This window comes from Inquilinus limosus, from assembly GCF_002195995.1.
Classification (GTDB): domain Bacteria; phylum Pseudomonadota; class Alphaproteobacteria; order DSM-16000; family Inquilinaceae; genus Inquilinus; species Inquilinus limosus_C.
This window is the reverse complement of the sequence record NZ_NHON01000070.1, coordinates 1-22,779: the sequence shown is the minus strand read 5'-3', so window position 1 is coordinate 22,779 and position 22,779 is coordinate 1. Positions and strand designations below refer to the sequence as shown.

The following is a 22,779-nucleotide window of genomic DNA, read 5'->3' as shown; positions in this document are numbered from 1 at the left end:
GGCAGCAGGCGAATGTCCGCGAAGGAGGTATGAGCCGGGCGCGGATCTTCCTCCACGCCCACCTACTTTCCGTCATGGCGAGGCGCGCAGCGCCGTGGCCATCCAGGGGCCAGTGCGAACCGGCCCCTGGATGGCCACGCCCCTTCGGGGCTCGCCATGACGGGTCAAAACGGCGAAAGCGGTTCCCTATCCGTGCTTCAGGGCGATGGTCTTGGTCACGCTGAAATGGTCCAGCCCCTCCATCGCCTTCTCGCGGCCGAAGCCGGAGCGCTTCATGCCGCCGAAGGGCAGCTCCACCCCGCCGCCGGCGCCGTAGTTGTTGACGAAGACCTGGCCGGCGCGGACCCGGCGGGCGCAGCGCAGCTGGCGGGCGCCGTCCCGGGTCCAGATCCCGGCCACCAGTCCGAATTCGGTGCCGTTGGCCAGGCGGATCGCCTCCTCCTCGTCGCGGAAGCGCAGCACCGCCAGCACCGGGCCGAACACCTCCTCCTGCGCCAGCGGGTGGCCCGCCGGCACGTCGCCGACCAGGGTCGGCACCTGGTAGAAGCCGCCGGCCGGGGCGTTCGGGCTCAGCCGCCCCTCGGCCAGCACCGGCAGCCCGTCGGCCCGGGCGCGGTCGAGATGGGCGCGCACCCGCTCCTGCTGCCGGGCGCTGATCAGCGGGCCGCAATCCGGGTCGCGGTCCCAGGGGCCGGTCTCCAGCGCCTTGAAGCGGTCGCCCAGGGCCGAGAGGAACTCGTCGGCGATGCCGTCCTGCAGCAGCAGGCGGCTGCCGGCGGAACAGGTTTGGCCGGCATTCTGCACGATCGCGGCGGTGACGAAGGGCAGGGCGGCCTCGGCATCGGCGTCGTCGAACACCAGCTGCGGCGACTTGCCGCCCAGCTCCATCGTCACCGGCCGGTTGAACCGCGCCGCCGCGGCCTGGATCGCGGCGCCGGTGGCGGGCGACCCGGTGAAGCTGATGTGGTCGATGCCCGGATGCGACGCCAGGGCCGCGCCGGCCTCGGCGCCGAGGCCGGTGACGACGTTCAGCGCGCCCGGCGGCAGCCCGGCCTCCAGCGCCAGCTGCGCGATGCGCAGCGGCGTCAGGCAGGCATCCTCGGCCGGCTTCAGCACGCAGGCATTGCCGGCGGCGAGCGCCCCGCCGATGGTGCGGCCGAAGATCTGCGCCGGGTAGTTCCACGGGATGACGTGGCCGGTGACGCCGTAGGGCTCCTTCACCGTCAGCACGGTGTAGCCGTCGAGATAGGGCAGGGTGGTGCCGTGGTGCTTGTCGCAGGCGCCGCCATAGAACTCGAAATAGCGGGCGCAGGCGGTGATGTCGGCCTTGGCCTGCTTGACCGGCTTGCCGGCATCGGCGGCCTCGAGCCGCCACAGAGTCTCGAAATCGGCCTCGATGGCGCGGCCGATGCGGGTCAGGATCCGGCCGCGCTCCACCGCCGGCATCCGGCCCCAGGGCCCGTCGTCGAAGGCGCGGCGCGCGGCCCGGACGGCGGCATCGATCTCGGCCGCGCCGCCGCGGGCCAGGCTGTCGAACGCCGCCCCGGTCGACGGGTCGATCACCGCGATCGTGCGGCCATCCTCCGCGACGTTCCAAATTCCATCGATCAGAATCGTTTTCGGACCTATCATGATGATCTTTCTGTCTCAGGACCGTTCGTCGTGACGGGGCAGGCTTGGCACGTCGTTGCGTTTAAGACGAATTCTTGTTGCGGACCATTGTTGAAGATGGATGCTCCCATGGGCCACGATATCGCCATGGCTCCCCTCGCCGAAACGCCTGTCGCCGATGCCGCGGCCGTGCTGCTGGTCGAGGACATGCCGGCTCTGGCGCGGCTGTATATCGAGACCCTGTCGAGGGCCGGCGTCGCCGTCGATCATGCCGAGACCGGGGCCGACGCGCTCGCGGCGCTGGCGCAGGGGCGCTATGCGACCGTGCTGCTGGACCTCAACCTGCCCGACATGAACGGCATGGAGATCCTGGCGCATATCCGCGAGCAGCAGATCCCGGTGGCGCCGATCGTCATCACCGCCCATGGCTCGGTCAACACCGCGGTCGAGGCGATGCGGCTGGGCGCCTTCGACTTCCTGGTCAAGCCCTTCCCCGGCGACCGCCTGACGGTCACCGTCCGCAACACGCTGGAGCGGATGCGGCTGCAGCGCGAGGTCGAGGCCTGGCGCGAGGATCTCGGCCGCGACCGCTATTACGGCTTCATCGGCCGGTCGCTGGCGATGCAGGCGGTGTACCGCATCATCGATTCGGCGGCGGCCTCGAAGGCCACCGTGTTCATCACCGGCGAGAGCGGCACGGGCAAGGAGCTGTGCGCCGAGGCGGTGCACCGGCGCAGCCCGCGGCACGACCAGCCCTTCGTCGCGCTGAACTGCGGCGCCATCCCGCGCGACCTGATGGAATCCGAGATCTTCGGCCATGTGAAGGGCGCCTTCACCGGCGCGGTGGCCGACCGCGAGGGCGCTGCGGCCCGGGCCGATGGCGGCACCCTGTTCCTGGACGAGATCTGCGAGCTGCCGGCGGAGCTGCAGACCAAGCTGCTGCGCTTCCTGCAGACCGGGGTGGTGACGGCGGTCGGCGGCAGCCGCGAGCGCAAGGTCGACCTGCGCATCGTCTGCGCCACCAACCGCGACCCGGCGGAGGAGGTGCGGCAGGGCCGGTTCCGCGAGGACCTGTACTACCGCCTGCTGGTGATCCCGGTGACCCTGCCGCCGCTGCGCGAGCGCGAGGACGACGTGCTGCTGATCGCGCGCCAGTTCCTGCGCGACTACGCGGCGGAGGAGGGCAAGAGCTTCGGCGATTTCGACCTGGAGGTGGCGGAGGACCTGCAGCGCTATGCCTGGCCCGGCAATGTCCGCCAGCTGCAGAACGTGATCCGCAACATCGTGGTGCTGCATGACGGGCCGCTGGTGACCCGGGCGATGCTGCCGCCGCCGGTGCGCACCCTGATCCCGGCGGCGCAGCCCGCCCGCCCGTCGGCCGAGCCGCCGGCGGTGGCCGCGGACGGCAAGGCGGCGGGGATCCGGCCGCTGTGGATGGTCGAGAAGGACGCGATCGAGGATGCGATCTCGGCGTGTGACGGCCATGTGCCGCGCGCCGCGGCGCTGCTGGGCATCAGCGCCTCGACCATCTACCGCAAGCGGCTGAACTGGGAGGCCGAGGGGCGGGGCTAGCCGCGCGGCTGCGGATAGACCAGGCGGAAGCGCTCGCAGAACACCGGCATGTCGAGCGTAGGCTCGCGGCCCAGCTCGGCGCAGCGGCGGCCGAAATAGCTCCAATGCGCCTCGCGCCAGGAGGCCAGCGACCGGTCGTCCTCGCCCTCGTCATGGGCGAAGGCGGCGTCGACCCGGTCGAAGGGCAGCACCCGCACCTCCATCGTCTGCAGCACGCAGCGCGGCGTGCCGTCGAAATCGGTGATCAAGCTGTAGCCGCCCGGCTTCGGCGTGCCGGCCTCGTCGGCGCCCCAGACCAGCCCGGCGGTGGCGGTCTTGGTGCCGGCCAGCACCAGCTCCAGCAGCTCGCGCGCCAGGTCCTCGCTGTCGCCGAAATACCAGAGGTCGTACTGCTCGGGCAGGGCGAGATCCGGCCGGTCGCGGCGCAGCGCCTGCCACCAGCGTTCGGCGATGTCGGTCATGCCCGGCCTCCGGCGGAATCGGAGGCCGATTCCACCGGAAACCGGGCCGGGGTCAAGCCCGGCGCGGCACCGGGCGGCGGAACAGCTCGGTCGAATAGACCAGCAGCGCCACCGCCGGGAAGGCGAGGCCGACCCAGCTGACCAGCGACCAGCCGCCGGCGCTGAAGGTGCCGCTGGCGATGGCGGAGCCGACCGCGCCGCCGGCGAAGGCGCTGGCGACGTACAGGCCGTTCATCCGGCCGCGCGCCTCGGGCGCCAGGGCGTAGATGGCGCGCTGGCCCAGCACCATGTTGGCCTGCACCCCGAAGTCGAGCAGGACGCCGGCCGCGCCCAGCAGCACCACGGATCCGGCCACGCCGCCGGCCCAGGCCATGGCGAAGGCGACGGCGACCGAGGCCAGGGCGCCGAAGGTGGCTGGGCGGGTCCAGCCGCGGTCGGCGATTCGGCCGGCCAGCGGCGCGGCCAGGGCGCCGGCGGCGCCGACCAGGGCGAAGACGGCGATGCCGGCCTGGCTGTAGCCGAAGCGGTCGCCGGCCAGCTCCAGCGGCACCGCGGTCCAGAACAGGCTGAAGCCAGCGAACAGCGCGGCCTGGTAGGCGGCGCGGCGCTGCAGGATCGGGGTGTGGCGGAACAGGGTGGCGAGCGAGCGCAGCACCTGGCCGTAGCGCGGCCCCGGCGCCGGCCGGTACTGCGGCAGGCGCCAGGCCAGCACGGCCAGAAGCCCGGCCATCAGGATGGCGGAGAGGGTGAAGATGGCGCGCCAGCCCAAGAGCTCGGCCACCACGCTGGCGACCGGACGGGCCAGCAGGATGCCCAGCAGCAGGCCGCTCATGATGTTGCCGACCACCCGGCCGCGGACCGCGTCGGCGCACATATGCGCCGCCATCGGGATCAGGATCTGGGCCGCGACGGAGCTGAGGCCGATCAGCAGCGCCGCGAACAAGAAGATCCCGGCGCTCGGCGCCGCCGCGGCGATCGCCAGGGCCACCACCGTGCCGGACAGGGTCAGCACCACCAGCCGCCGGTTCTCGACCATGTCGGCCAGCGGCACCAGCAGGATCAGCCCGACGCCGTAGCCGATCTGGGTCAGGGTGACGACCAGGCTGGCGGCGACGGTGCCGAGTCCGACCGACGGCGCGATCAGCGCGATCAGCGGCTGGGCGTAGTAGAGGTTGGCGACGATGGCACCGCAGGCGACGGCCATCAGGAACATCATCGCAGGCGTGATGGTTGGGGCCGGCGTGATCGCCGGGACGGCAGGATGCGCGCGCTCGCCCATGGCGACGCCTCTCGGCAACGGAATCGGTCAGAGAAGGATCAAATATAGAACGTCCGGCGCTGCTGCGCTGCACAAAAGTCCGGCATGGCAGCGTTGAGGGATCGGCGCGGCTGGACGGCGAAGGCGACGCCGGGGTGATCGCGGCGGAGATGCGCGCCGGGGCCTCCGGTTCCTAAGCCGCCGGCCGTGTCCTCATGATGCGGATGCCGTCAGCCTCGCCGAACCATCGCGACGCGGCCCGGGCGGCGCCCTCGAGGTCCCCGGTGGTCTCGGCCGCCCAGGCGACGAAGCCGTCGGGACGCACCAGCACGGCGCTCAGGCCCAGCCGGTCCCTGGCGTCGCCGGCGACATAGGCGATCCGGTCGCTCCAGCGGTCGGCCAGCGCTTCACGCGCGGCATCGGCGTCGAAGTCCAGGAACAGGCCTCGTCCGGTCCTGAGGAGCTCGCCGAGCCTCGTCCCGCCCGCCAGCTCGAAATCGGGCGCGCTGCGGCCGACCAGCGGGTGGCCGCCGCCGAGATCGTAGCGGAGGGACAGGCCCCAGACCCGCCCGGCGAAATAGGTCGCGCCGTCGCCCGTGTCGATGAGATCGCGGATGATGGCCTCCAGCGCGCGCGAGCTGCGGCTCGGCCGCATCAGCGCGACCTGGGCGCGCGACCAGTCCAGCACCTGGGCCCCCACCGGATGCCGTTCGGTCCCGTAGCTGTCGAGCAGGCCGGGCGGCGCATCGCCGCGGATCGTGGCCGCCAGCTTCCAGCCGAGATTCAGGGCGTCGCCGAGCCCGAGATTGAGCCCTTGCCCGCCCAGCGGGGAATGGATGTGCGCGGCATCCCCGGCCAGCAGCACCCGCCCGCGGCGGTAGGCGGTGGCCTGGCAGGCGCGGTCGGTCCAGGTGGCGGCGAGGCGAAGCGTCGTCACGGCGACATCCGTGCCGGAGACGCGGCGCAGCACCGCCTGGACGTGGTCGAGGGTGACCGGCCGGGTGCGGTGGAAGGCGCCGCCGTCGAAATCGACCATCGCGACCGTCCCGGGCGGGGCGTAGGTGTACATGCCCGCCGGCGTGTAGTGGCGGCCCGGACGGAGCGCGTCCGGATCGGCCAGCTCGACCTCGACGGAATAGCCGGTGAATTCGGGATCGGTGCCGGCGAAGTCGAAGCCGGCCGCCTTGCGGACCGTGCTGCGGCCGCCGTCGCAGCCGACCAGCCAGCGTCCGCGCACCGTCTCTCCGCCAGCGCGGACGGTCACGCCGTCATCCGACGGATCGATTTCTTCCACGCCGCGGCCGCGCCGGATCTCGACGCCGATCGCGCCGGCGCGGGCGGCCAGGACGGATTCGATCCGCTCCATCTCGACCGCCAGGCTGGTGCCGGCCGGTCCGGGCAGGCGGCACGGCCATGCCGAGGGGTCGATCCGGTCCTGGAAGAACTGGATGCCGGCAAAATGGCCGCCCGGGCGGCGCGCCTGCCCCGCCCAATGCGCGGCGGCCGGAGTGGCGCTGCCGCCCGGGCCGCCGGTCGCGGGCTGTGCCGCGGCGATCTCGTCCAGCAGGCCGCGGCGGTGGAAGGCGTCGAGGGTGGGGGCCGAAAGGCCGCGCAGCCCGAAGGGCAGGCGCTTCAGGGGCGAGCACGGGTCCCCGGCCCGCTCCAACACCAGCACCGACAGGCCGGCGAGGCGCAGCTCACAGGCGAGGAACAGGCCGACAGGGCCTGCACCGGCAATCACGACATCATGGATCACGGCAAAATTCCTCAGGCGAGTGTTCCGCCGGCAGCCTCGGCACGGCAGTATTTTACACTGAGTATAAATTTATATATGGTATAAGCCTTGCCATGTCAAACCGACCCGGACTCCGAGACCGCAAGAAGGAGATGACGCGCCAGGCGATCTCCAACGTCGCGACGCGCCTGTTCGTCGAGCGCGGCTTCGACAAGGTGTCCGTCGCCGATATCGCGGAGGAGGCTGAGGTCGCCCGGAAGACCGTGTTCAACTACTTCCCCCGCAAGGAGGACCTGGTCTTCGATCGCGAGGAGGAAGCCCGGGCCCTGGCGCGGGAGGCGATCGCCGGACGCGGCGGGCAGCCGCCGGTCGCCGCGTTCCAGGCGCTGATGCGCGGGCTGGCGAACAGCGGGCACCCGCTGTTCCGGATGTCCGACCGGCCCGTCCGGTTCTGGCGCATGGTCGCGGAGAGCCCGGCGCTCACGGCGCGCGCCTGTGAGCTGCAGGTGACGCTGGCCGATGATCTCGCCGGAATGCTGGCCGGCGCGGCGGGCAGGCCGCGCTCCGATCCCGGCGCGCGCCTTGGGGCGACGATGCTGGTGGCGACGCTGGTGGTGGCCTATGGCGAGGCGCTTCGCGCCTTCCGCGAGAACCGGGAGCCCGGACCGGCCTTCATGAGCGTGATGGACCGCGGCTTCGCCGGCGTCGACGCCGCGCTCGCCGGGACGCCCTACGTCTGATCTACCCCAGCCGCGCCCGCAGCCGGCGCAGCAGCTTGGGCACGTCGGGCGGCTGGACGATGGCGCCGCGGATCAGGCTGTCGAAATGCTCCGACAGGGCGCGGATATGCTCGGTCGAGTTGAACAGGAAATACATGCCGCCGAGATAGAGCACCGCCCGCAGCGGCCCGAACACCGTCACCGGCACCGAATAATGCTGCCGGCCGTCGTAGAAGAACCAGCGGAAGGTCGGGTACAGCTCCTCCACCAGCGCGATCATATGGTCCAGCTGGCGGGCGCGGACGGTGGTGTCCAGGTCGTGCCAGATGCCCTCGCCGCGGGCGAAGCCCTCGATCGCCTGGATCGAGTTGCACACCTCCATGTCGGTCTCCGGCCGGCGCTGATAGGCCAGCCGGGCGGCGGCGGTCTCGATCCGCTGCTCCGGCCCCGCCCCGGCGAAATGCTCCAGCTCGTGCCGGATCACGTCGCGGTTCTTGAGGATGTCCGGCAGGGTGGTGGGGACATGGCGGATCTTGTAGCCGATCGCCTCGCGATGCCAGGCGATCAGCCGCTCGTCATCGGTCCATTGCGCGTCGCGCTCGATCGCCAGCCGCTCCGGCAGGATGTCGGCGGAGAGGGGTCCGCGCTGGCTCAGCCCCAAGAGCCAGTCGATGCTGACCTGGCGGGCGGCCGCGATCGCCGCCAGGGTCTCGGCCCGCGGCAGCCGGTCATTGGCCGGCGACAGGATCTGCGACAGCGTCGACCGGTCCATCCCGACCGCGGCGGCGAAGGCGCTGCGGCTCTGGCCCGAGGTGGCGATGATCTCCTCCAGCCGGGCCCGGAAGGTCTCGATCATGTCGTGGCGGGACTGCGCCATTGCGGTGTTTCCGAAACAAATTGTGCGAGTTTCCAGCGGCCTGGATGAAAGTACATCAAGCGCGTCGTTTTGTGCGCATTATCGCATTGTCCGACATGACCGTTTCACGACAGCCTGTCTCGGAAGGGGATCGGGACCATGGCGGACACGGTGAGACGAGACAGCTTCGAAGGGCCGACCTGGGCGGTGGCGGCCGCGATCTATGGCGGCTGGCTGGTCCTGCTCTGGTTCCACGCGGCGATCCCGGCGCCGCTCTTCATCGCCGCCGGGGCGGTGCTGCTGGCCTGGCACGGGTCGCTGCAGCACGAAACCATCCACGGCCACCCGACGCGGTCGCGCCGGATCAACGCCGCGATCGGCTTCCCGCCGCTGTCGCTGTGGCTGCCCTACGCCGCCTACCGCGACCTGCATCTGCACCATCACCGCGACGCCCACCTGACCTCGCCGGTCGAGGACCCCGAGAGCTACTACGTCACCGACGACCATTGGTCGTCGCTCAGCCCGGCCGGGCGGGCGGTGCTGCATTTCAACCGCACGCTGCTGGGGCGCTTCCTGATCGGCCCGGCCCTGGCCTGGTACGGGCTGTGGGCGGAAGATCTGCCGAAGCTGCGCCGCGACCGCAAGGCGCGCGCCGTCTGGGCGGCGCATCTGGCCGGCGCCGCGGCGGTGCTGGCCGTGGTCTCGGTCGGCTTCGGGGTCTCGCCGATCCTCTATGTCGTCACCTGCTATGCCGGCACCGCGCTGTCGCTGCTGCGCTCCTTCGCCGAGCACCGCGCCGGGCCGGAGGGCCTGCGCACCGCGGTGGTGGCGTCCGGGCCGTTCTTCTCGCTGCTGTTCCTCAACAACAACCTGCATGTGGCGCATCACGCTCGTCCGGGCCTGGCCTGGTACCGGCTGCCGCGCTTCGCCGCTGCCAACGACTCCGCCGGCCTCGCTGCGCGGGGGGCGGGGCTGTACAAGGGCTATGGCGAGATCGTCCGGCGTTTCCTGCTGCGCCCGGTCGACGCGCCGGTCCATCCCGATTTCGACGCGGAGCGGCGCGCCAAGTGACATCTGCGACCACGGCCGTGCCGGGCACGGCCAGTCTCCCGATGTACGACTTTCCGGAGGTGCGCTGGGCCACCGACGCGCTGTGGGCTGCGGTGGCGGCGCGCCTGTCGGCCGCGGGGATCGCGGCGGCGCCGGCCCTGGACCGCGAATCCAGCCTGCCCGATCTCTGGACCGACCCGGCGCTGCTGCTCAGCCAGACCTGCGGCAACCCCTATGTCCGGCGTCATCGCGACCGGCTGCGGCTGGTGGCGACGCCCTGCTACAGCGCCCCTGGCTGCGACGGCCCGCGCTACAGCAGCCTGCTGGTGGTGCGCGAGGATGCGCCGGGCACGGGGCTGGCGGACTTCGGCGGCAGCGTCTGCGCCGTCAATGAATGGGGCAGCCTCTCAGGCTGGGTGGCGCTGGCCGCGGTGCTGCCTGAGCCGCCGGACCGGTTCTTCCGCGCCGCGCTGGTGACCGGCGCCCATGTCGACAGCCTGGCGGCGGTGGCGGCGGGGGACGCCGATATCGCCGCGATCGACTGCGTCACCTACGCCCTGTTGCAGCGGTATCGCCCCGCAGCCACGGCCGGGCTGCGCGCGATCGGCCGGACCGCGACGGCGCCCGGCCTGCCGCTGGTGACGCGCCGGGATGCGTCGGACGAGACGGTCGAGGCGTTGCGCGCGGCCCTCCGCGGCGTCCTGGCCGATCCGGCGCTGGCCGAGGCGCGGGCGGCGCTGCTGATCGAGGGCATCGAACTCCTGGGCGAGGCCGATTACGACGCCATCCCGCCGCAGCCGGTCAGCACTCCTCCTCTGGCCTCCGTTCCGTCTCGCCGCTCCGCCACAGCTCCAGCGCCCTGACGGTCTCGGCCACTCGGGCCCTGGCCACCTTGGCCAGCTCCTGGGGGCGGCCCGGCCGGCTGCCACCCTTGTCGCCGAGCGATTCGGCCAGGTCGATCAGCGCCCGGGCGCCGCAGATCGCGGCGCAGGAGCGCAGGGCATAGGCTTCCAGCGCCAGCGCCTCGCGATCACCGGCGCCGGCCGCGACGGTGATCGCCTCGGCCCGGTCGCGCAGCTCGTCCACCAGATCGTCCAGCATCGCCCGGCGGGCGGCATCGTCGAAGCCGGACAGGTTGCGCTCGAGCGCCGCCGGGTCGAACTGGTATCGCGGACCGTTGCCGGCCATCCATTCCTCCACCACCCCTCTCTCATATCGCTTCGCCGGAGCGCGAGTTCCAGGCGCGGAAACAAAACGATACGAAGCCCGCTTGTATTCCGGAACGGACGGTCCACATTTCGGTCATGACATCGCATCCCGGCCGGCCTCGTGAATTCGACAGGGACACCGCGCTCGACACGGCGATGACCCTGTTCTGGCGCCAGGGCTATGAGGCGACGTCGCTGGACGACCTGACCCGGGCGATGGATCTCAGCCGCAGCAGCTTCTACGGCTGCTTCGGCTCCAAGCACGATGTCCTGCTCGCGGCGATCCAGCGTTACAACGATTCGCGGTTCGCCCTGCTGCAGCAGCTGGTGGCGGGCGAGCCGGACCCCGGCCGCGCCCTGCGCGCCGCCGTTGTCGCGATCTCGAATTCGCGCGGCAGCCGCGAGGGCTGTTTCCTGATCAACAGCACGGTCGAGCTGGCACCGCACGACTCGGAGGTCGAGGGGCTGAGCCGCCGCCATCTGGAGCGGCTGGAGGGGCTTCTGGCCGGGCTGCTGGCGCGTCAGGCCGGCGGCGAGGTCGACGAGGTGACGGCGGCGCGGGCCCGCGGCCTGCTGGCCATCGCCTTCGGCGCCTGCGTGATGCACAAGGCGGGCACCGCGCCCGCCGCGATCGATGATCTCCTGGCCGCCGCCGAGCCGCTGATGCGGTAGCGCCGGCCCCAACCCGTCGCCGCCTTTCGCAACCAATTTTGGACCAGTTGGTCCCGAATTAGTATGACACTGGAGAGACCCATGACGACCCCGAAGCTGTTCACGCCGACCCGGATCGGCGACCTCGATGTCCCGAACCGGCTGGTGATGGCGCCGCTGACGCGCAACCGGGCGCTGCGCGACGGCGATGTGCCGCATGCGCTGAACGCCGAGTACTACGCCCAGCGTGCCACGGCCGGCCTGCTGATCTCCGAAGGCACGCAGATCTCGCCGGAGGGCAAGGGTTATGCCTGGACCCCGGGCATCCACAGCCCGGAGCAGGTGGTCGGCTGGCGGCTGGTGACCGACGCCGTGCACAAGGCCGGCGGCCGGATCGCCGCCCAGCTCTGGCATGTCGGCCGGATCTCGCACACCGTGCTGCAGCCGGGCCGGGCCGCGCCGGTCGGCCCCTCGGCGATCGCCGCCGAGCACAGCCGGGTCTATGACGGCGAGGGCTTCGTCCCGACCTCGGCGCCGCGGGCGCTGGACACGGCGGAGCTGCCGCGCATCGTCGGCGACTATGTCCAGGCCGCGCGCAACGCCAAGGAGGCCGGCTTCGACGCGGTCGAGCTCCACGCCGCCAACGGCTATCTGCTGCACCAGTTCCTGGCCGACGGCACCAACCAGCGCACCGACGCCTATGGCGGCTCCGCCGCCAACCGCGCCCGGCTGCTGCTGGAGGTGGCGGAGGCGGTGGCCGGCGTCTGGACGCCCGGTCGGGTCGGCGTGCGCCTGTCGCCCTTCTCCAATTTCGGCGACATCGCCGACAGCGACCCGATGGCGACCTTCGGCCGCGCCATCGAGGGGCTGAGCGATCTCGGCCTCGGCTACCTGCACATGGTCGAGGGCCAGACCGGCGGCACCCGCGAGCTGCCGCCCGGCGCCGACATCCAGGCGCTGCGCCGGCTGTTCCGCGGCAGCTACATCGCCAACAACGGCTATGACCGGGACCTGGCGATCGACGCGGTGGAGAGCGGCCGCGCCGACCTCGTCGCCTTCGGCAAGCTGTTCATCGCCAATCCGGACCTGGTCGAGCGGCTGCGGCTCGACGCGCGGCTGAACACGCCGGACCAGACCACCTTCTACGGCGGCACCGAGCGCGGCTACACCGACTATCCGACGCTGGAGAAGGCCGCCGCCTGATCGGTCTGGAGCCGGATTGCCTCTCGCGCTTGCGAGACCTTTTCATAACGCCTACCCCTCGCCGTCATTGCGAGGAGGCGAAGCCGACGAAGCAATCCAGGGGCCGGTGCGCACCGGCCCCTGGATTGCTTCGCTGCGCTCGCAATGACGGTGTTGGGAATTCTGAAAAAGTCTCGCAAGCGGGAGAGGCAACGCCCGGTGCGGTCCTTACAGCGTGATCTCACTCAGAGTCGTCTGACCAGTTACCCCGCCTTCGGCGCCGTCAGTGTGGCGGCGTCGCGGGCGGTGTCGACGCCGAGGGTGAAGCCGGCATAGAAGCCGATGCCGAGGCCGAAGATCAGCGCCCAGACGGCGAACCAGCGCATCCCGCGCAGGCGCTGCCGCAGCGTTTCGGTCTCGTCCATCTCTTCCCCTTCGCTCAGATCGGCTCGGCCGACAGCGCGGCCAGCTCTTCGTCATCGGCGGTCTGCATCGTCCACAGCCGGGCGTACAGCCCGCCGGCGGCGATCAGCTCCGCGTGACTGCCGACCTCGGCCACCCGGCCATGGTCCAGCACATAGATCAGGTCGGCGTTGCGCACCGTCGACAGGCGGTGCGCGATCATCAGCGTGGTGCGCCCGGCCATCAGCTGGGTCAGCGCGGCCTGCACCTGCCGCTCGCTCTCCGTGTCCAGGGCCGATGTCGCCTCGTCCAGCAGCAGGATCGGCGCGTTCTTCAGCATCGCCCGGGCGATCGACAGGCGCTGGCGCTGCCCGCCGGACAGCTTCACCCCCTGCTCCCCGACCATGGTGTCGTAGCCCTTGGGCAGGCGCAGGATGAAGTCGTGCGCCGCCGCCGCCTTGGCCGCGGCCTCGATCTCCTCCCGCGTCGCCGAGGGGCGGGAATAGGCGATGTTGGCGCGCACCGTGTCGTCGAACAGCGTCACTTCCTGGCTGACCAGGGCCATGTGGTCGCGCAGCGAATGCAGGGTCAGGTCGCGGACGTCGTGGCCGTCGATCGCCACAGTGCCGCCGGTCACGTCGTAGAAGCGCGGGATCAGGTTCAGGATGGTCGACTTGCCGGCGCCGGACGGGCCGACCAGCGCCGCGGTCTTGCCGGCCGGCACCTCCAGCGTCACCCCGCGCAGCGCCGGGATCTTCGGGCTGTAGGCGAAATGCACATCGGCCAGGGTGATGCGGCCCCGGCATTCGGTCAGCGCCATGGCGTCCGGCGCGTCGCGGATCGCCGGCACCGAATCGATCGTCTCGAACACGCGCTCGGCCGCGGCGAAGCCGGAGGACAGGGTGTTGTGCAGGTTGGCCAGCCGCTTCAGCGGCTCGTAGACCATCAGCAGCGCGGCGATGAAGGCGAAGAACGAGCCGGTGGTGCGCGAGCCGGTGATCACCTCGTTGCCGCCATAGAGGATGACGATGACGATGGCCACGCCCGACAGGATCTCCAGGATCGGGTTGGTGGCCGAGCTGACCCGCATCGCCTTCTGCCGCAGCCGCGAGACCTCGTTGATGATCTTGGCGGCGCGGCCGGTCTCGCGCTCCTCGGCGTTGTAGGCCTTGACGTGGCGGATGCCCTGGAAGACCTGGCCGAGATGGTTGTTCAGCGAGCCGTACTGGGTGAAGGTCTTGCCGGTGATCTTGCGGATGCGCTTGCCGATCTGCATCACCGGGATCACGGTCAGCGGGAAGATGATGAAGGTCACCGCCGCCAGCTCGATATCGGTGTAGAACATCACCCCGATCAGCGCGACCAGCGACAGCAGGTCGCGGCCGAAACCGGTGATGCCGGTCGCCACCGCGCCGTACATCGACTGCACGTCGTTGGTGAAGTGGCTGACCATCCGGCCCGACGTGGTCTCGTGGAACGTGGCGAGGTCGGCCCGCACCCGGTTGCGGAACATCCGCACCTGCAACTCGGCGATGATCAGCCGGCCGACATTGTTCAGGATCACGCCCTGGGCGTAGCCGGTGACGGCCTTGACCACGAAGATCACCATCACCGCGGTGGCCAGCGGCCACAGCAGGGCGGCGTTCCGGTCGGTGAAGATGCCGTCGATGACCGGCTTCATCACCCAGGCGGAGGCTGCCGTCGCGGCGGCCGTCAGCGCCATGCAGAACAGCGCCATCGCCACCTTCGGCCAATGCGGCCGGATGTAGTTGCGCAGCAGCCGCTGGCTGATCTCGCGGTCGCTCATCCGCCGCGGCTGCGGCTTCTTGTCCTTGTGCTTGGCCAAGGTGATCCAGATCCAATATCGAGCGCGCCGTTAAACCACGGCCCCGGCTCCGCTTCAACCTTGCGGCCGGTTCCGCTGACCGGCACCATCATGCGATAAGGCCGCGCTGCGGCCCGAGAAAGTCCGTAGGGAGACCGATATGACGGAGGCGTTTGCCTCGGACCGCCCGAATGCCTGGGCCAAGCTGTACCCGCCCAAGATCGACTGGAGCCAGCCGATCGAGCGCCGGCCTCTCTACGCCATCCTCGACGACGCCGTGGCGAAGTTCGCCGACCGCCCCTGCGCCACCTTCATGGACAAGACCCTGACCTACGGCCAGATCGGCGACCTGGTCGCCCGCGCGGCCAAGGGCTTCCAGGCGGCCGGGATCGGCAAGGGCAGCCGGGTCGGCCTGTTCCTGCCGAACTGCCCCTATTACGTGGTCAGCTATTTCGCGCTGCTGAAATGCGGCGCGGTGGTGGTGAACTTCAACCCGCTCTATGCCGAGCGCGAGCTGATCACCAACATCGACGACAGCGGCACCGAGATGATGGTGACGCTCGACCTGGCGCAGCTGCACAACAAGCTGCTGCCGCTCCTGGGCCGCACCGCGCTGAAGCGGATCCTGGTCTGCCCGATGGCGGGCGTGCTGCCCTTCCCGAAGAACCTGCTGTTTCCGATCGTCAAGCGGCGCGAGGTCGCCAGGGTGCCGAAGGACGAGCGGCACCTGCGCTGGAACGACCTGGTGCGCAATGACGGACGCTTCGCGCCGGTCGCGATCGTGCCGGAGGACGATTTGGCGGTGCTGCAATACACCGGCGGCACCACCGGCACGCCCAAGGGGGCGATGCTGACCCATTTCAACCTCTACGCCAACGCGGTGCAGGCCGGCTGCTGGTTCGAGGGCATGGTCCCGGGCCAGGACCGGATGCTGGCCGTGCTGCCGTTCTTCCACGTCTTCGCCATGACCGTGGCGATGAACCTGGCGATCTGGGCGGGGGCGGAGATCATCATGCTGCCGCGCTTCGAGCTCGAGACCGTCATGAAGACGATCCACGACAAGAAGCCGACGCTGTTCCCGGCGGTGCCCACCATCTACACCGCGATCGCCAACTTCCCCGAGCGCGCGAAATACGACCTGTCGTCGCTGAAGCGCTGCATCTCCGGCGGGGCGCCGCTGCCGGTCGAGGTCAAGCACGCCTTCGAGGCGGCGACCGGCTGCAAGCTGGTCGAGGGCTACGGCCTGTCGGAAAGCTCGCCGATCGCCACCTGCAACCCGCTGTTCGGGGTGAACAAGACCGGGTCGATCGGCATCCCGCTGCCGCAGACGGTGATCGAGATCGTGTCGCTGGAGGACCGCAGCACGGTGGTGCCGACCGGCGAGCGCGGCGAGGTCTGCATCCGCGGGCCGCAGGTGATGAAGGGCTACTGGAACCGGCCGGAGGACACGGCCGAGGTGCTGCGCGACGGCCGCCTGCACACCGGCGATGTCGGCACCATGGACGAGGACGGCTACACCTTCATCGTCGACCGGATCAAGGACATGATCCTGTGCTCCGGCTTCAACGTCTATCCGCGCAATGTCGAGGAGGCGATCTACCTGCACCCGGCGGTGGAGGAATGCATCGTCGCCGGCCTGCCGGACGCCTATCGCGGCCAGACGGTGAAGGCCTATATCAAGCCGCGGCCGGGCCAGAGCCTGACCGCCGAGGCGCTGGTCGCGTTCCTCAAGGACAAGCTGTCGCCGATCGAGATGCCGAAGCTGGTCGAGTTCCGCGACACGCCGCTGCCGAAGACCCTGATCGGCAAGCTGTCGCGCAAGGCGGTGCTGGAGGAGGAGGCCGCCAAGGCCGCCGCTGGTGCGACGGAGGCGGCGGTGCGGACCGGCACGTGAGCCGATCCGATTGACCCGATCCTCCGGCTGCGCTACTTTACGTTTACGTAAACGGCAGCCTGCAACGCAGTCGGAGGCGGATCGGCCATGGAGGCGGACACCCAGGAGAAGCGCGTCGAGCAGCGGAGCTACTCGATCGGCGATCTCGCCGCGGCATTCGATATCACCGCGCGCAGCATCCGGTTCTACGAAGACGAGGGCCTGCTGTCGCCCGAGCGCGCCGGGCTGACGCGCATCTACAGCCATCGCGACCGGGCACGCCTCGCCCTGATCTGCCGCGGCAAGCGCCTCGGTTTTTCCCTGGCCGATATCAAGGAATTCCTCGACCTCTACGACCGCGACCACAGCAAGGTCGGGCAGATGAGCTTCTTCCTGGCCCGCGCCCGGGCGCGGCGGGCCTCGCTTGAGACCCAGCTGGTCGATGTCCAGCAGACCATCGAGGACCTGCGCGGCATCGAGGCCGAGATCACCGATTTCCTGAAGCGGGAAGGCGCGCTGCCGGAAGGCTGAGCCGCCCCCAATCCGCGGGCGCGGCCCGCGACAAGAAACTCTGAGGAGCCCACCATGGACAAGAGCGTCGTCATCGCCGGGTTCAAGCGGTCGCCGCATCACTTCGCCAACAAGGGGGACCTGCGCCGGGTGCGGCCGGACGACCTGGTCGCCGACGTGATCAAGGCGCTGGTCGCGGAGACCAAGGTCGACCCGGAGGCGATCGAGGATCTGATCCTCGGCTGCGCCTTCCCGGAGGGCGAGCAGGGCTTCAACATGGCCCGCATGGTCGTGTTCCTGGCCGGGCTGCCGCAATCGGTCGGCGGCGTCACCGTCAACCGCTACTGCGGGTCGTCGATGCAGGCGATCCACCAGGCGGCCGGCGCCATCCAGATGGGCGCGGGCGAGGCCTTCCTCTGCGCCGGGGTCGAGAGCATGACCCGGGTGCCGATGATGGGCTTCAACCCGGCGCCGAACCCGAAGCTGGCGGCCGAGATGCCGCAGGCCTATTTCAACATGGGCGTGACCGCCGAGAACCTGGCGGTGAAGTACCAGATCACCCGCGAGAGCCAGCAGGACTTCGCCATCCGCTCGCAGCAGCGTGCCGCGACGGCCTGGGCCCAGGGCCGCTTCGCCGGCGAGGTCGTGGCGATCGTGACCAGGGACGGCACGGTCGAGCGCGACGGCACCATCCGCCCCGACACCAGCCAGGAAGGCCTGTCCGGGCTGAAGCCGGCCTTCGACCAGAACGGCACGGTCACCGCCGGCACCTCCAGCCCGCTGACCGACGGCGCCTCGGCGACGCTGGTCACCAGCGAGGCCTTCGCCAAGGCGGCCGGCCTGCCGATCCTGGCGCGGATCCGGTCGGTCGCGGTGTCGGGCTGCGCGCCGGAGATCATGGGCATCGGCCCGGTCGGCGCCAGCCGCAAGGCGCTGAAGCGCGCCGGGCTGTCGCTGAAGGACATCGACGTGGTCGAGCTGAACGAGGCCTTCGCCGCCCAGGCGCTGGCGGTCGGCCGCGACCTCGAGCTCGACTGGGACAAGACCAACATCGATGGCGGCGCCATCGCGCTGGGCCACCCGCTCGGCGCCTCGGGCGCCCGGATCACCGGTAAGGCCGCATCGATCCTGAAGCGAGAGGGCAAGGCGCTGGCCCTCGCCACCATGTGCATCGGCGGCGGCCAGGGCATCGCCACCGTGCTCGAGGCCGCCTGACCTTCTGACGATCGAATTCGGAGCCACCCCCTCACCCGGAACCGCTGTCGCGGTTCCGACCTCTCCCCGGGGGAGAGGTAACCGCCCCTCTCCTCGGAGAGAGGGAGGGGCCCGTCGCAAAGCGACGGGAGGGTGAGGGGGCAGGCACCGACACGGGGAGCTGAACCATGGACATCAAGCAAGTCGCGGTGATCGGCGCCGGGGTGATGGGCAGCGGCATCGCCGCCCATTTCGCCAATGCCGGCGTGCCGGTGCTGCTGCTCGACATCGTGCCGAAGGGTGCGACCAACCGGAACGCCGTGGCCGAGGGCGCGCTGGCGCGCATGGCCAAGGCCGACCCGGCGCCCTTCATGTCGAAGGCGGCGGCGAGGCTGGTCACCCCCGGCAACACCGAGGACGACCTCGGCAAGCTGGCCGGCTGCGACTGGATCGTCGAGGCGGTGCTGGAGGACCCGGCGGTCAAGCAGGACCTCTACGCCCGGATCGAACAGGTGATGAAGCCCGGCGCGGCCGTCTCCTCCAACACCTCGACCATCCCGCTGGCGATCCTGACCGAGGGCCGATCCGAGGCGTTCCGGCGCGGCTTCCTGATCACCCATTTCTTCAACCCGCCGCGCTATATGCGCCTCCTGGAGCTGGTGACCGGGCCGGAGACCGACCCGGCGCTGGTCGCGGGTATCCGCGGCTTCGCCGACCTGCGCCTCGGCAAGGGCGTGGTCGACTGCAAGGACACGCCCGGCTTCATCGCCAACCGCATCGGTACCTACTGGATCCAGTCGGCGGTCAACGCCGCCTTCGACCTCGGCCTGACGGTGGAGGAGGCGGATGCGGTGGCCGGCCGGCCGATGGGCGTGCCGAAGACCGGCGTGTTCGGGCTGATCGACCTGGTCGGCCTCGACCTGATGCCGCATATCGCCAAGAGCCTGCTGGCGACGCTGCCCAAGGATGACGGGTATCGCGAGATCTACCGGGTCGAGCCGGCGATCGAAACGCTGATCGCCGAGGGCTACACCGGCCGCAAGGGCAAGGGCGGCTTCTACCGCCTCAGCAAGGCTGCCGACGGCAGCCGGGTGAAGGAGAGCATCGACCTCAAGACCGGCGCCTGGGCGAAGTCGGACAAGCCGAAGCTGGAGAGCGTGGAGGCGGCACGCCAGGGCGGGTTGAAGGCGCTGGTCGCCTTCGGCGACAAGACCGGCCAATACGTCGCCCGGGTGCTGGGCCAGACCTTGTCCTACGCCGCCGGGCTGGTGCCGCAGATCGCCGACACGGTGGTCGCGGTCGATGAGGCGATGCGCCTCGGCTACAACTGGACCTACGGCCCGTTCGAGCTGATCGACCAGGTCGGCGCCGACTGGCTGATCGGCTGGCTGGAGAGCCAGGGCAAGCCGGTGCCGGCGCTCTTGAAGGCGGCGCAGGGCCGCAGCTTCTACCAGGTCCAGGACGGCAAGCTGCAATATCTCACCACCGGCGGCGACTATGCCGAGGTGAAGCGGCCGGACGGCGTGCTGCTGCTGGCCGACATCAAGCGCACCGCCAAGCCGATCGCCCGCAACGGGTCGGCGGCCCTGTGGGACATCGGCGACGGCGTCACCTGCTTCGAGTTCACCTCGAAGATGAACAGCCTCGACGACCAGACCATGGCCCTGCTGGCCGAGGCGATCCGCATCAGCGCGTCGAAATACAAGGCGATGGTGATCTACAACGAGGGCACCAACTTCTCGGTCGGCGCCAATCTCGGCCTCGCCCTGTTCGGCATCAACATCGCCCTGTGGCCGCAGATCGAGGCGCTGGTGAAGGGTGGCCAGGACGCCTACAAGGCGCTGAAATTCGCGCCGTTCCCGACCGTGGCCGCGCCCTCCGGCATGGCGCTGGGCGGCGGCTGCGAGATCCTGCTGCACGCGGCGGCGATCCAGGCCCATGCCGAGACCTATTGCGGCCTGGTCGAGGTCGGCGTCGGCCTGATCCCCGGCTGGGGCGGCTGCAAGGAGATGCTGCTGCGCGCCTATGGCCAGCCGAAGCGCCCGGGCGGCCCGATGCCGCCGCTGGGCCAGGTGTTCGAGACCATCGGCACGGCCAAGGTGGCGAAGTCGGCCTTCGAGGCGAAGGAGCTGCTGTATCTCCGCCCGGCCGACGGCATCACCATGAACCGCGACCGGCTGCTGGCCGACGCCAAGGCCCGCGCCCTCGCCATGGCCGAAGGCTACCAGCCGCCGAAGCCGGCGGAGGAGATCCGCCTGCCGGGCCCGACCGCCAAGACCGCTTTCGCCTTGGCGGTGGCCGACCTGGCCCGCACCGGCAGGGCGACGCCCTACGACGTCGTCGTCTCCGACCGGCTGGCGAATGTGCTGTCCGGCGGCGACACCGACATCACCGAAAAGCTGACCGAGGACGACGTTCTGGCGCTGGAGCGCGAGGCGTTCACCGCGCTGGTCCGGGCCCCCGGCACCATCGCCCGGGTCGAGCACATGCTGGCCACCGGCAAGCCGCTGCGGAACTGAGAGGATCCAACCATGCCCAGCTACAAGGTTCCGCTCGACGACATCCGCTTCGTGCTGCACGAGCTGCTGGACGCCGGCCAGCTCGCCCAGCTGCCCGGCTATGAGGAGGCGACGCCCGACACCGTCGACGCGATCCTGGAGGAGGCGGCGCGCTTGGCCGAGAACGAGCTGGCGCCCTTGAACCAGCCGGGCGACGAGGAGGGCTGCCGCTTCGAGAACGGCGTGGTCTATACGCCGAAGGGCTTCAAGGAGGCGTACCGCACCTTCACCGAGGGCGGCTGGACCGGCCTGTCAGCCGACCCGGCCTTCGGCGGCCAGGGCATGCCCAAGGCGGTGAACGTCGTGATCGAGGAGGTGCTGTCCGCCGCCAACTCCTCCTTCGGCATGTATCCCGGCCTGTCGCAGGGCGCTTACAACGCCCTCGCGGCTTATGGTGACGACCGGCAGAAGGCGACCTACCTGCCGAAGCTGGCCGATGGCACCTGGTCCGGCACCATGTGCCTGACCGAGCCGCATTGCGGCACCGATCTCGGCCTGATCCGCACCAAGGCGGAACCGGCGGCGGACGGCGCCTGGAGCCTCACCGGCACCAAGATCTTCATCTCGGCCGGCGAGCATGACCTGACCGAGAACATCATCCATCTGGTTCTGGCCCGCCTGCCCGACGCCCCGCCGGGCATCAAGGGCATCAGCCTGTTCGTGGTGCCGAAGTTCCTGCCGAAGGAGGAGGGCGGGGCGGTCGTCGCCGGGGCGCGCAACGGCATTGCCTGCGGCTCGATCGAGCACAAGATGGGCATCAAGGCGTCGTCCACCTGCGTGATGAATCTCGACGGCGCCACCGGCTGGCTGGTCGGCGAGAAGCACAAGGGCATGCGGGCGATGTTCGTGATGATGAACACAGCCCGGCTCGGCGTCGCCATGCAGGGGCTCGGCATCGCCGACGTCGCCTATCAGAACGCCGTGGCCTATGCCCGCGACCGGCTGCAAGGCCGCGCCCTGTCCGGCCCCAAGGCGCCGGACAAGCCGGCCGACCCGATCATCGTCCATCCCGACGTGCGCAAGAACCTGCTGACCGGCAAGGCCTTCGTCGAAGGCGCGCGGGCGCTGGGCTACCTGGTCGGCATCAACATCGACCTCTACACCAGGCACCCCGACCCGGCGGTGCGGCAGGGCGCCAACGATTTCGTATCGCTGATGACGCCGATCCTGAAGGCCTATTTCACCGATATGGGGCTGGAGGTCGCGGTCCGGTCGCAGCAGGTGCTGGGCGGCCACGGCTACATCCGCGAATGGGGGATGGAGCAGTTCGTCCGCGACGCGCGCATCGCCCAGATCTATGAGGGCGCCAATGGCATCCAGGCGCTGGACCTGGTCGGCCGCAAGATGCCGCAGGATATGGGCCGGCTGCTGCGCAGCTTCTTCCACCCGGTCGACGCCTTCATCCGCGAGGAGGCGGAGGACGCGGCGATGCTGGAGTTCGTCGGCCCGCTGGCCAAGGCCTTCGGCAAGCTGCAGCAGGCCACTGCCTGGATCGCCCAGAAGGGGCTGAAGGACCCGGAGGAGGCGGGCGCCGCGTCGTCCGACTACCTCAAGCTGTTCGCCCTGGTGGCGCTGGGCTGGATGTGGGCGCGGATGGCCAAGGTGGCGCTGGAGAAGGCGCCCGGGGCCGGCGACCGCGCCGGCTTCTACGACGCCAAGCTGAAGACGGCGCGCTTCTTCATCCAGCGCATGCTGCCGGAGACCGGGTCGCTGTTCATCCAGATCATGGCCGGCAAGGCGCCGCTGATGGCGCTGGAGGCCGAGGCGTTCTGATCACAACGGGGCGGGCGGTTCCCGGCCGCCCTTTCCTTGGGACTATCGGATTCACACATCGTCGGAGCGAGCTTTTTAAGTCCCCCCTCCCCTTGCGGGAGGGGGCAGGGGGAGGGGTCTGCGCGCGGTCCGAACCGGCGAGAGTCTGGACAGATTGGACCGGAGAGATGGTTGACAGGTTTCCTGGACGGCAAGGGAGGGCTTGCCGATGCCGTGGATGGAGACCTGCGTGGAGGACGAGAAGATAGGGTTCATCGTGTCGTATCTTGCGGGAGGCGAGCCGATGACGGTGCTGTGTGAGCGCTTCGGGATCAGCCGTGAGACGGGATACGAGCTGGTGC

General features: G+C 70.2%; 19 protein-coding genes. 11 read left to right on the top strand and 8 right to left on the bottom strand.

Features of this window, described 5'->3' with window-relative positions:
• Positions 1-186: 186 nt before the first annotated feature.
• Positions 187-1,632, bottom strand: coding sequence for an aldehyde dehydrogenase family protein (locus BWR60_RS26725; protein ID WP_088154720.1), 1,446 nt, complete (start codon positions 1,630-1,632; stop codon positions 187-189).
• 126 nt (positions 1,633-1,758) lie between these two features.
• Between BWR60_RS26725 and BWR60_RS26720 the strand changes: the two genes are divergently transcribed.
• Positions 1,759-3,183 (top strand): sigma-54-dependent transcriptional regulator, encoded by a 1,425-nt coding sequence (locus tag BWR60_RS26720; protein ID WP_088154741.1) that lies wholly within the window; start codon positions 1,759-1,761, stop codon positions 3,181-3,183.
• On the opposite strand, the gene BWR60_RS26715 is transcribed toward BWR60_RS26720, so the two are convergent.
• From BWR60_RS26715 to BWR60_RS26705, 3 genes are all read right to left on the bottom strand, one after another.
• Complete coding sequence (locus BWR60_RS26715) at positions 3,180-3,644, bottom strand: ASCH domain-containing protein (protein WP_088154718.1); 465 nt, start codon at positions 3,642-3,644, stop codon at positions 3,180-3,182. The two genes, BWR60_RS26720 and BWR60_RS26715, sit on opposite strands and share 4 nt — an antisense overlap.
• A gap of 52 nt (positions 3,645-3,696) precedes the next feature.
• Positions 3,697-4,848 (bottom strand): MFS transporter, encoded by a 1,152-nt coding sequence (locus BWR60_RS26710; protein WP_088154739.1) that lies wholly within the window; start codon positions 4,846-4,848, stop codon positions 3,697-3,699.
• Positions 4,849-5,095: 247 nt separating this feature from the next.
• The gene (locus BWR60_RS26705; RefSeq protein WP_230983191.1) at positions 5,096-6,658 is read right to left on the bottom strand and encodes an FAD-dependent monooxygenase; all 1,563 of its coding nucleotides are present in this window, start codon (positions 6,656-6,658) and stop codon (positions 5,096-5,098) included.
• 131 nt (positions 6,659-6,789) lie between these two features.
• On the opposite strand from BWR60_RS26705, the gene BWR60_RS26700 reads away from it, so the two are divergent.
• Positions 6,790-7,377, top strand: a complete 588-nt coding sequence (locus tag BWR60_RS26700; RefSeq protein ID WP_218823700.1) for a TetR/AcrR family transcriptional regulator — start codon at positions 6,790-6,792, stop codon at positions 7,375-7,377.
• A gap of 1 nt (position 7,378) precedes the next feature.
• Here the strand turns inward: BWR60_RS26700 and BWR60_RS26695 are convergent, their stop codons facing one another.
• On the bottom strand, positions 7,379-8,233 hold the full coding sequence (locus BWR60_RS26695) for a helix-turn-helix domain-containing protein (protein ID WP_088154712.1): 855 nt from the start codon (positions 8,231-8,233) through the stop codon (positions 7,379-7,381).
• A gap of 138 nt (positions 8,234-8,371) precedes the next feature.
• Between BWR60_RS26695 and BWR60_RS26690 the strand changes: the two genes are divergently transcribed.
• Entirely contained in the window at positions 8,372-9,283 is a 912-nt protein-coding gene (locus BWR60_RS26690) for a fatty acid desaturase (protein ID WP_088154710.1), read from the top strand.
• Positions 9,280-10,125, top strand: coding sequence for a phosphate/phosphite/phosphonate ABC transporter substrate-binding protein (locus BWR60_RS26685; RefSeq protein ID WP_144445773.1), 846 nt, complete (start codon positions 9,280-9,282; stop codon positions 10,123-10,125). Before BWR60_RS26690 ends, BWR60_RS26685 begins: the two co-directional genes overlap by 4 nt.
• Here BWR60_RS26685 and BWR60_RS26680 read toward each other — a convergent pair.
• Positions 10,064-10,450, bottom strand: coding sequence for an Hpt domain-containing protein (locus tag BWR60_RS26680; protein ID WP_144445772.1), 387 nt, complete (start codon positions 10,448-10,450; stop codon positions 10,064-10,066). The genes BWR60_RS26685 and BWR60_RS26680 overlap by 62 nt on opposite strands.
• 116 nt (positions 10,451-10,566) lie before the next feature.
• Here BWR60_RS26680 and BWR60_RS26675 point away from each other — a divergent pair, with 116 nt between their 5' ends.
• The gene (locus tag BWR60_RS26675; RefSeq protein WP_088154704.1) at positions 10,567-11,142 is read left to right on the top strand and encodes a TetR/AcrR family transcriptional regulator; all 576 of its coding nucleotides are present in this window, start codon (positions 10,567-10,569) and stop codon (positions 11,140-11,142) included.
• Positions 11,143-11,223: 81 nt separating this feature from the next.
• Entirely contained in the window at positions 11,224-12,324 is a 1,101-nt protein-coding gene (locus BWR60_RS26670; protein ID WP_088154702.1) for an alkene reductase, read from the top strand.
• A 242-nt stretch (positions 12,325-12,566) separates the two neighbouring features.
• On the opposite strand, the gene BWR60_RS37260 is transcribed toward BWR60_RS26670, so the two are convergent.
• Together BWR60_RS37260 and BWR60_RS26665 are read right to left on the bottom strand one after the other, a co-directional pair.
• Positions 12,567-12,728 (bottom strand): hypothetical protein, encoded by a 162-nt coding sequence (locus tag BWR60_RS37260; RefSeq protein WP_179221960.1) that lies wholly within the window; start codon positions 12,726-12,728, stop codon positions 12,567-12,569.
• 14 nt (positions 12,729-12,742) lie between these two features.
• Positions 12,743-14,551: an ABC transporter ATP-binding protein gene (locus BWR60_RS26665; RefSeq protein ID WP_230983190.1), complete on the bottom strand. Its 1,809-nt coding sequence runs from the start codon at positions 14,549-14,551 to the stop codon at positions 12,743-12,745.
• 139 nt (positions 14,552-14,690) lie between these two features.
• On the opposite strand from BWR60_RS26665, the gene BWR60_RS26660 reads away from it, so the two are divergent.
• The 5 genes from BWR60_RS26660 to BWR60_RS26640 all read left to right on the top strand — a co-directional run bounded on the left by BWR60_RS26660 (position 14,691) and on the right by BWR60_RS26640 (position 22,438).
• Complete coding sequence (locus BWR60_RS26660) at positions 14,691-16,424, top strand: long-chain-fatty-acid--CoA ligase (RefSeq protein WP_088154700.1); 1,734 nt, start codon at positions 14,691-14,693, stop codon at positions 16,422-16,424.
• An 87-nt stretch (positions 16,425-16,511) separates the two neighbouring features.
• The gene (locus BWR60_RS26655; RefSeq protein ID WP_088154698.1) at positions 16,512-16,934 is read left to right on the top strand and encodes a MerR family transcriptional regulator; all 423 of its coding nucleotides are present in this window, start codon (positions 16,512-16,514) and stop codon (positions 16,932-16,934) included.
• A gap of 54 nt (positions 16,935-16,988) precedes the next feature.
• Positions 16,989-18,128 carry a thiolase family protein gene (locus BWR60_RS26650; protein WP_088154696.1) on the top strand — a complete coding sequence of 380 codons (1,140 nt, stop codon included), beginning with the start codon at positions 16,989-16,991 and terminating at the stop codon, positions 18,126-18,128.
• A gap of 167 nt (positions 18,129-18,295) precedes the next feature.
• The gene (locus BWR60_RS26645; RefSeq protein WP_088154694.1) at positions 18,296-20,626 is read left to right on the top strand and encodes a 3-hydroxyacyl-CoA dehydrogenase/enoyl-CoA hydratase family protein; all 2,331 of its coding nucleotides are present in this window, start codon (positions 18,296-18,298) and stop codon (positions 20,624-20,626) included.
• A 12-nt stretch (positions 20,627-20,638) separates the two neighbouring features.
• A complete protein-coding gene (locus BWR60_RS26640) occupies positions 20,639-22,438 on the top strand; it encodes an acyl-CoA dehydrogenase C-terminal domain-containing protein (protein ID WP_088154692.1) in 1,800 nt (599 codons plus the stop codon).
• Positions 22,439-22,779: the final 341 nt, after the last annotated feature.

Coding starts and splice junctions, on each gene's coding strand:
- BWR60_RS26725 (WP_088154720.1), bottom strand. CDS start 1,632: ATGATAGGTCCGAAAACGATTCTGATCGATGGAATTTGGAACGTCGCG.
- BWR60_RS26720 (WP_088154741.1), top strand. CDS start 1,759: ATGGCTCCCCTCGCCGAAACGCCTGTCGCCGATGCCGCGGCCGTGCTG.
- BWR60_RS26715 (WP_088154718.1), bottom strand. CDS start 3,644: ATGACCGACATCGCCGAACGCTGGTGGCAGGCGCTGCGCCGCGACCGG.
- BWR60_RS26710 (WP_088154739.1), bottom strand. CDS start 4,848: ATGGCCGTCGCCTGCGGTGCCATCGTCGCCAACCTCTACTACGCCCAG.
- BWR60_RS26700 (WP_218823700.1), top strand. CDS start 6,790: ATGACGCGCCAGGCGATCTCCAACGTCGCGACGCGCCTGTTCGTCGAG.
- BWR60_RS26695 (WP_088154712.1), bottom strand. CDS start 8,233: ATGGCGCAGTCCCGCCACGACATGATCGAGACCTTCCGGGCCCGGCTG.
- BWR60_RS26690 (WP_088154710.1), top strand. CDS start 8,372: ATGGCGGACACGGTGAGACGAGACAGCTTCGAAGGGCCGACCTGGGCG.
- BWR60_RS26680 (WP_144445772.1), bottom strand. CDS start 10,450: ATGGCCGGCAACGGTCCGCGATACCAGTTCGACCCGGCGGCGCTCGAG.
- BWR60_RS26675 (WP_088154704.1), top strand. CDS start 10,567: ATGACATCGCATCCCGGCCGGCCTCGTGAATTCGACAGGGACACCGCG.
- BWR60_RS26670 (WP_088154702.1), top strand. CDS start 11,224: ATGACGACCCCGAAGCTGTTCACGCCGACCCGGATCGGCGACCTCGAT.
- BWR60_RS37260 (WP_179221960.1), bottom strand. CDS start 12,728: ATGGACGAGACCGAAACGCTGCGGCAGCGCCTGCGCGGGATGCGCTGG.
- BWR60_RS26660 (WP_088154700.1), top strand. CDS start 14,691: ATGACGGAGGCGTTTGCCTCGGACCGCCCGAATGCCTGGGCCAAGCTG.
- BWR60_RS26655 (WP_088154698.1), top strand. CDS start 16,512: ATGGAGGCGGACACCCAGGAGAAGCGCGTCGAGCAGCGGAGCTACTCG.
- BWR60_RS26650 (WP_088154696.1), top strand. CDS start 16,989: ATGGACAAGAGCGTCGTCATCGCCGGGTTCAAGCGGTCGCCGCATCAC.
- BWR60_RS26645 (WP_088154694.1), top strand. CDS start 18,296: ATGGACATCAAGCAAGTCGCGGTGATCGGCGCCGGGGTGATGGGCAGC.
- BWR60_RS26640 (WP_088154692.1), top strand. CDS start 20,639: ATGCCCAGCTACAAGGTTCCGCTCGACGACATCCGCTTCGTGCTGCAC.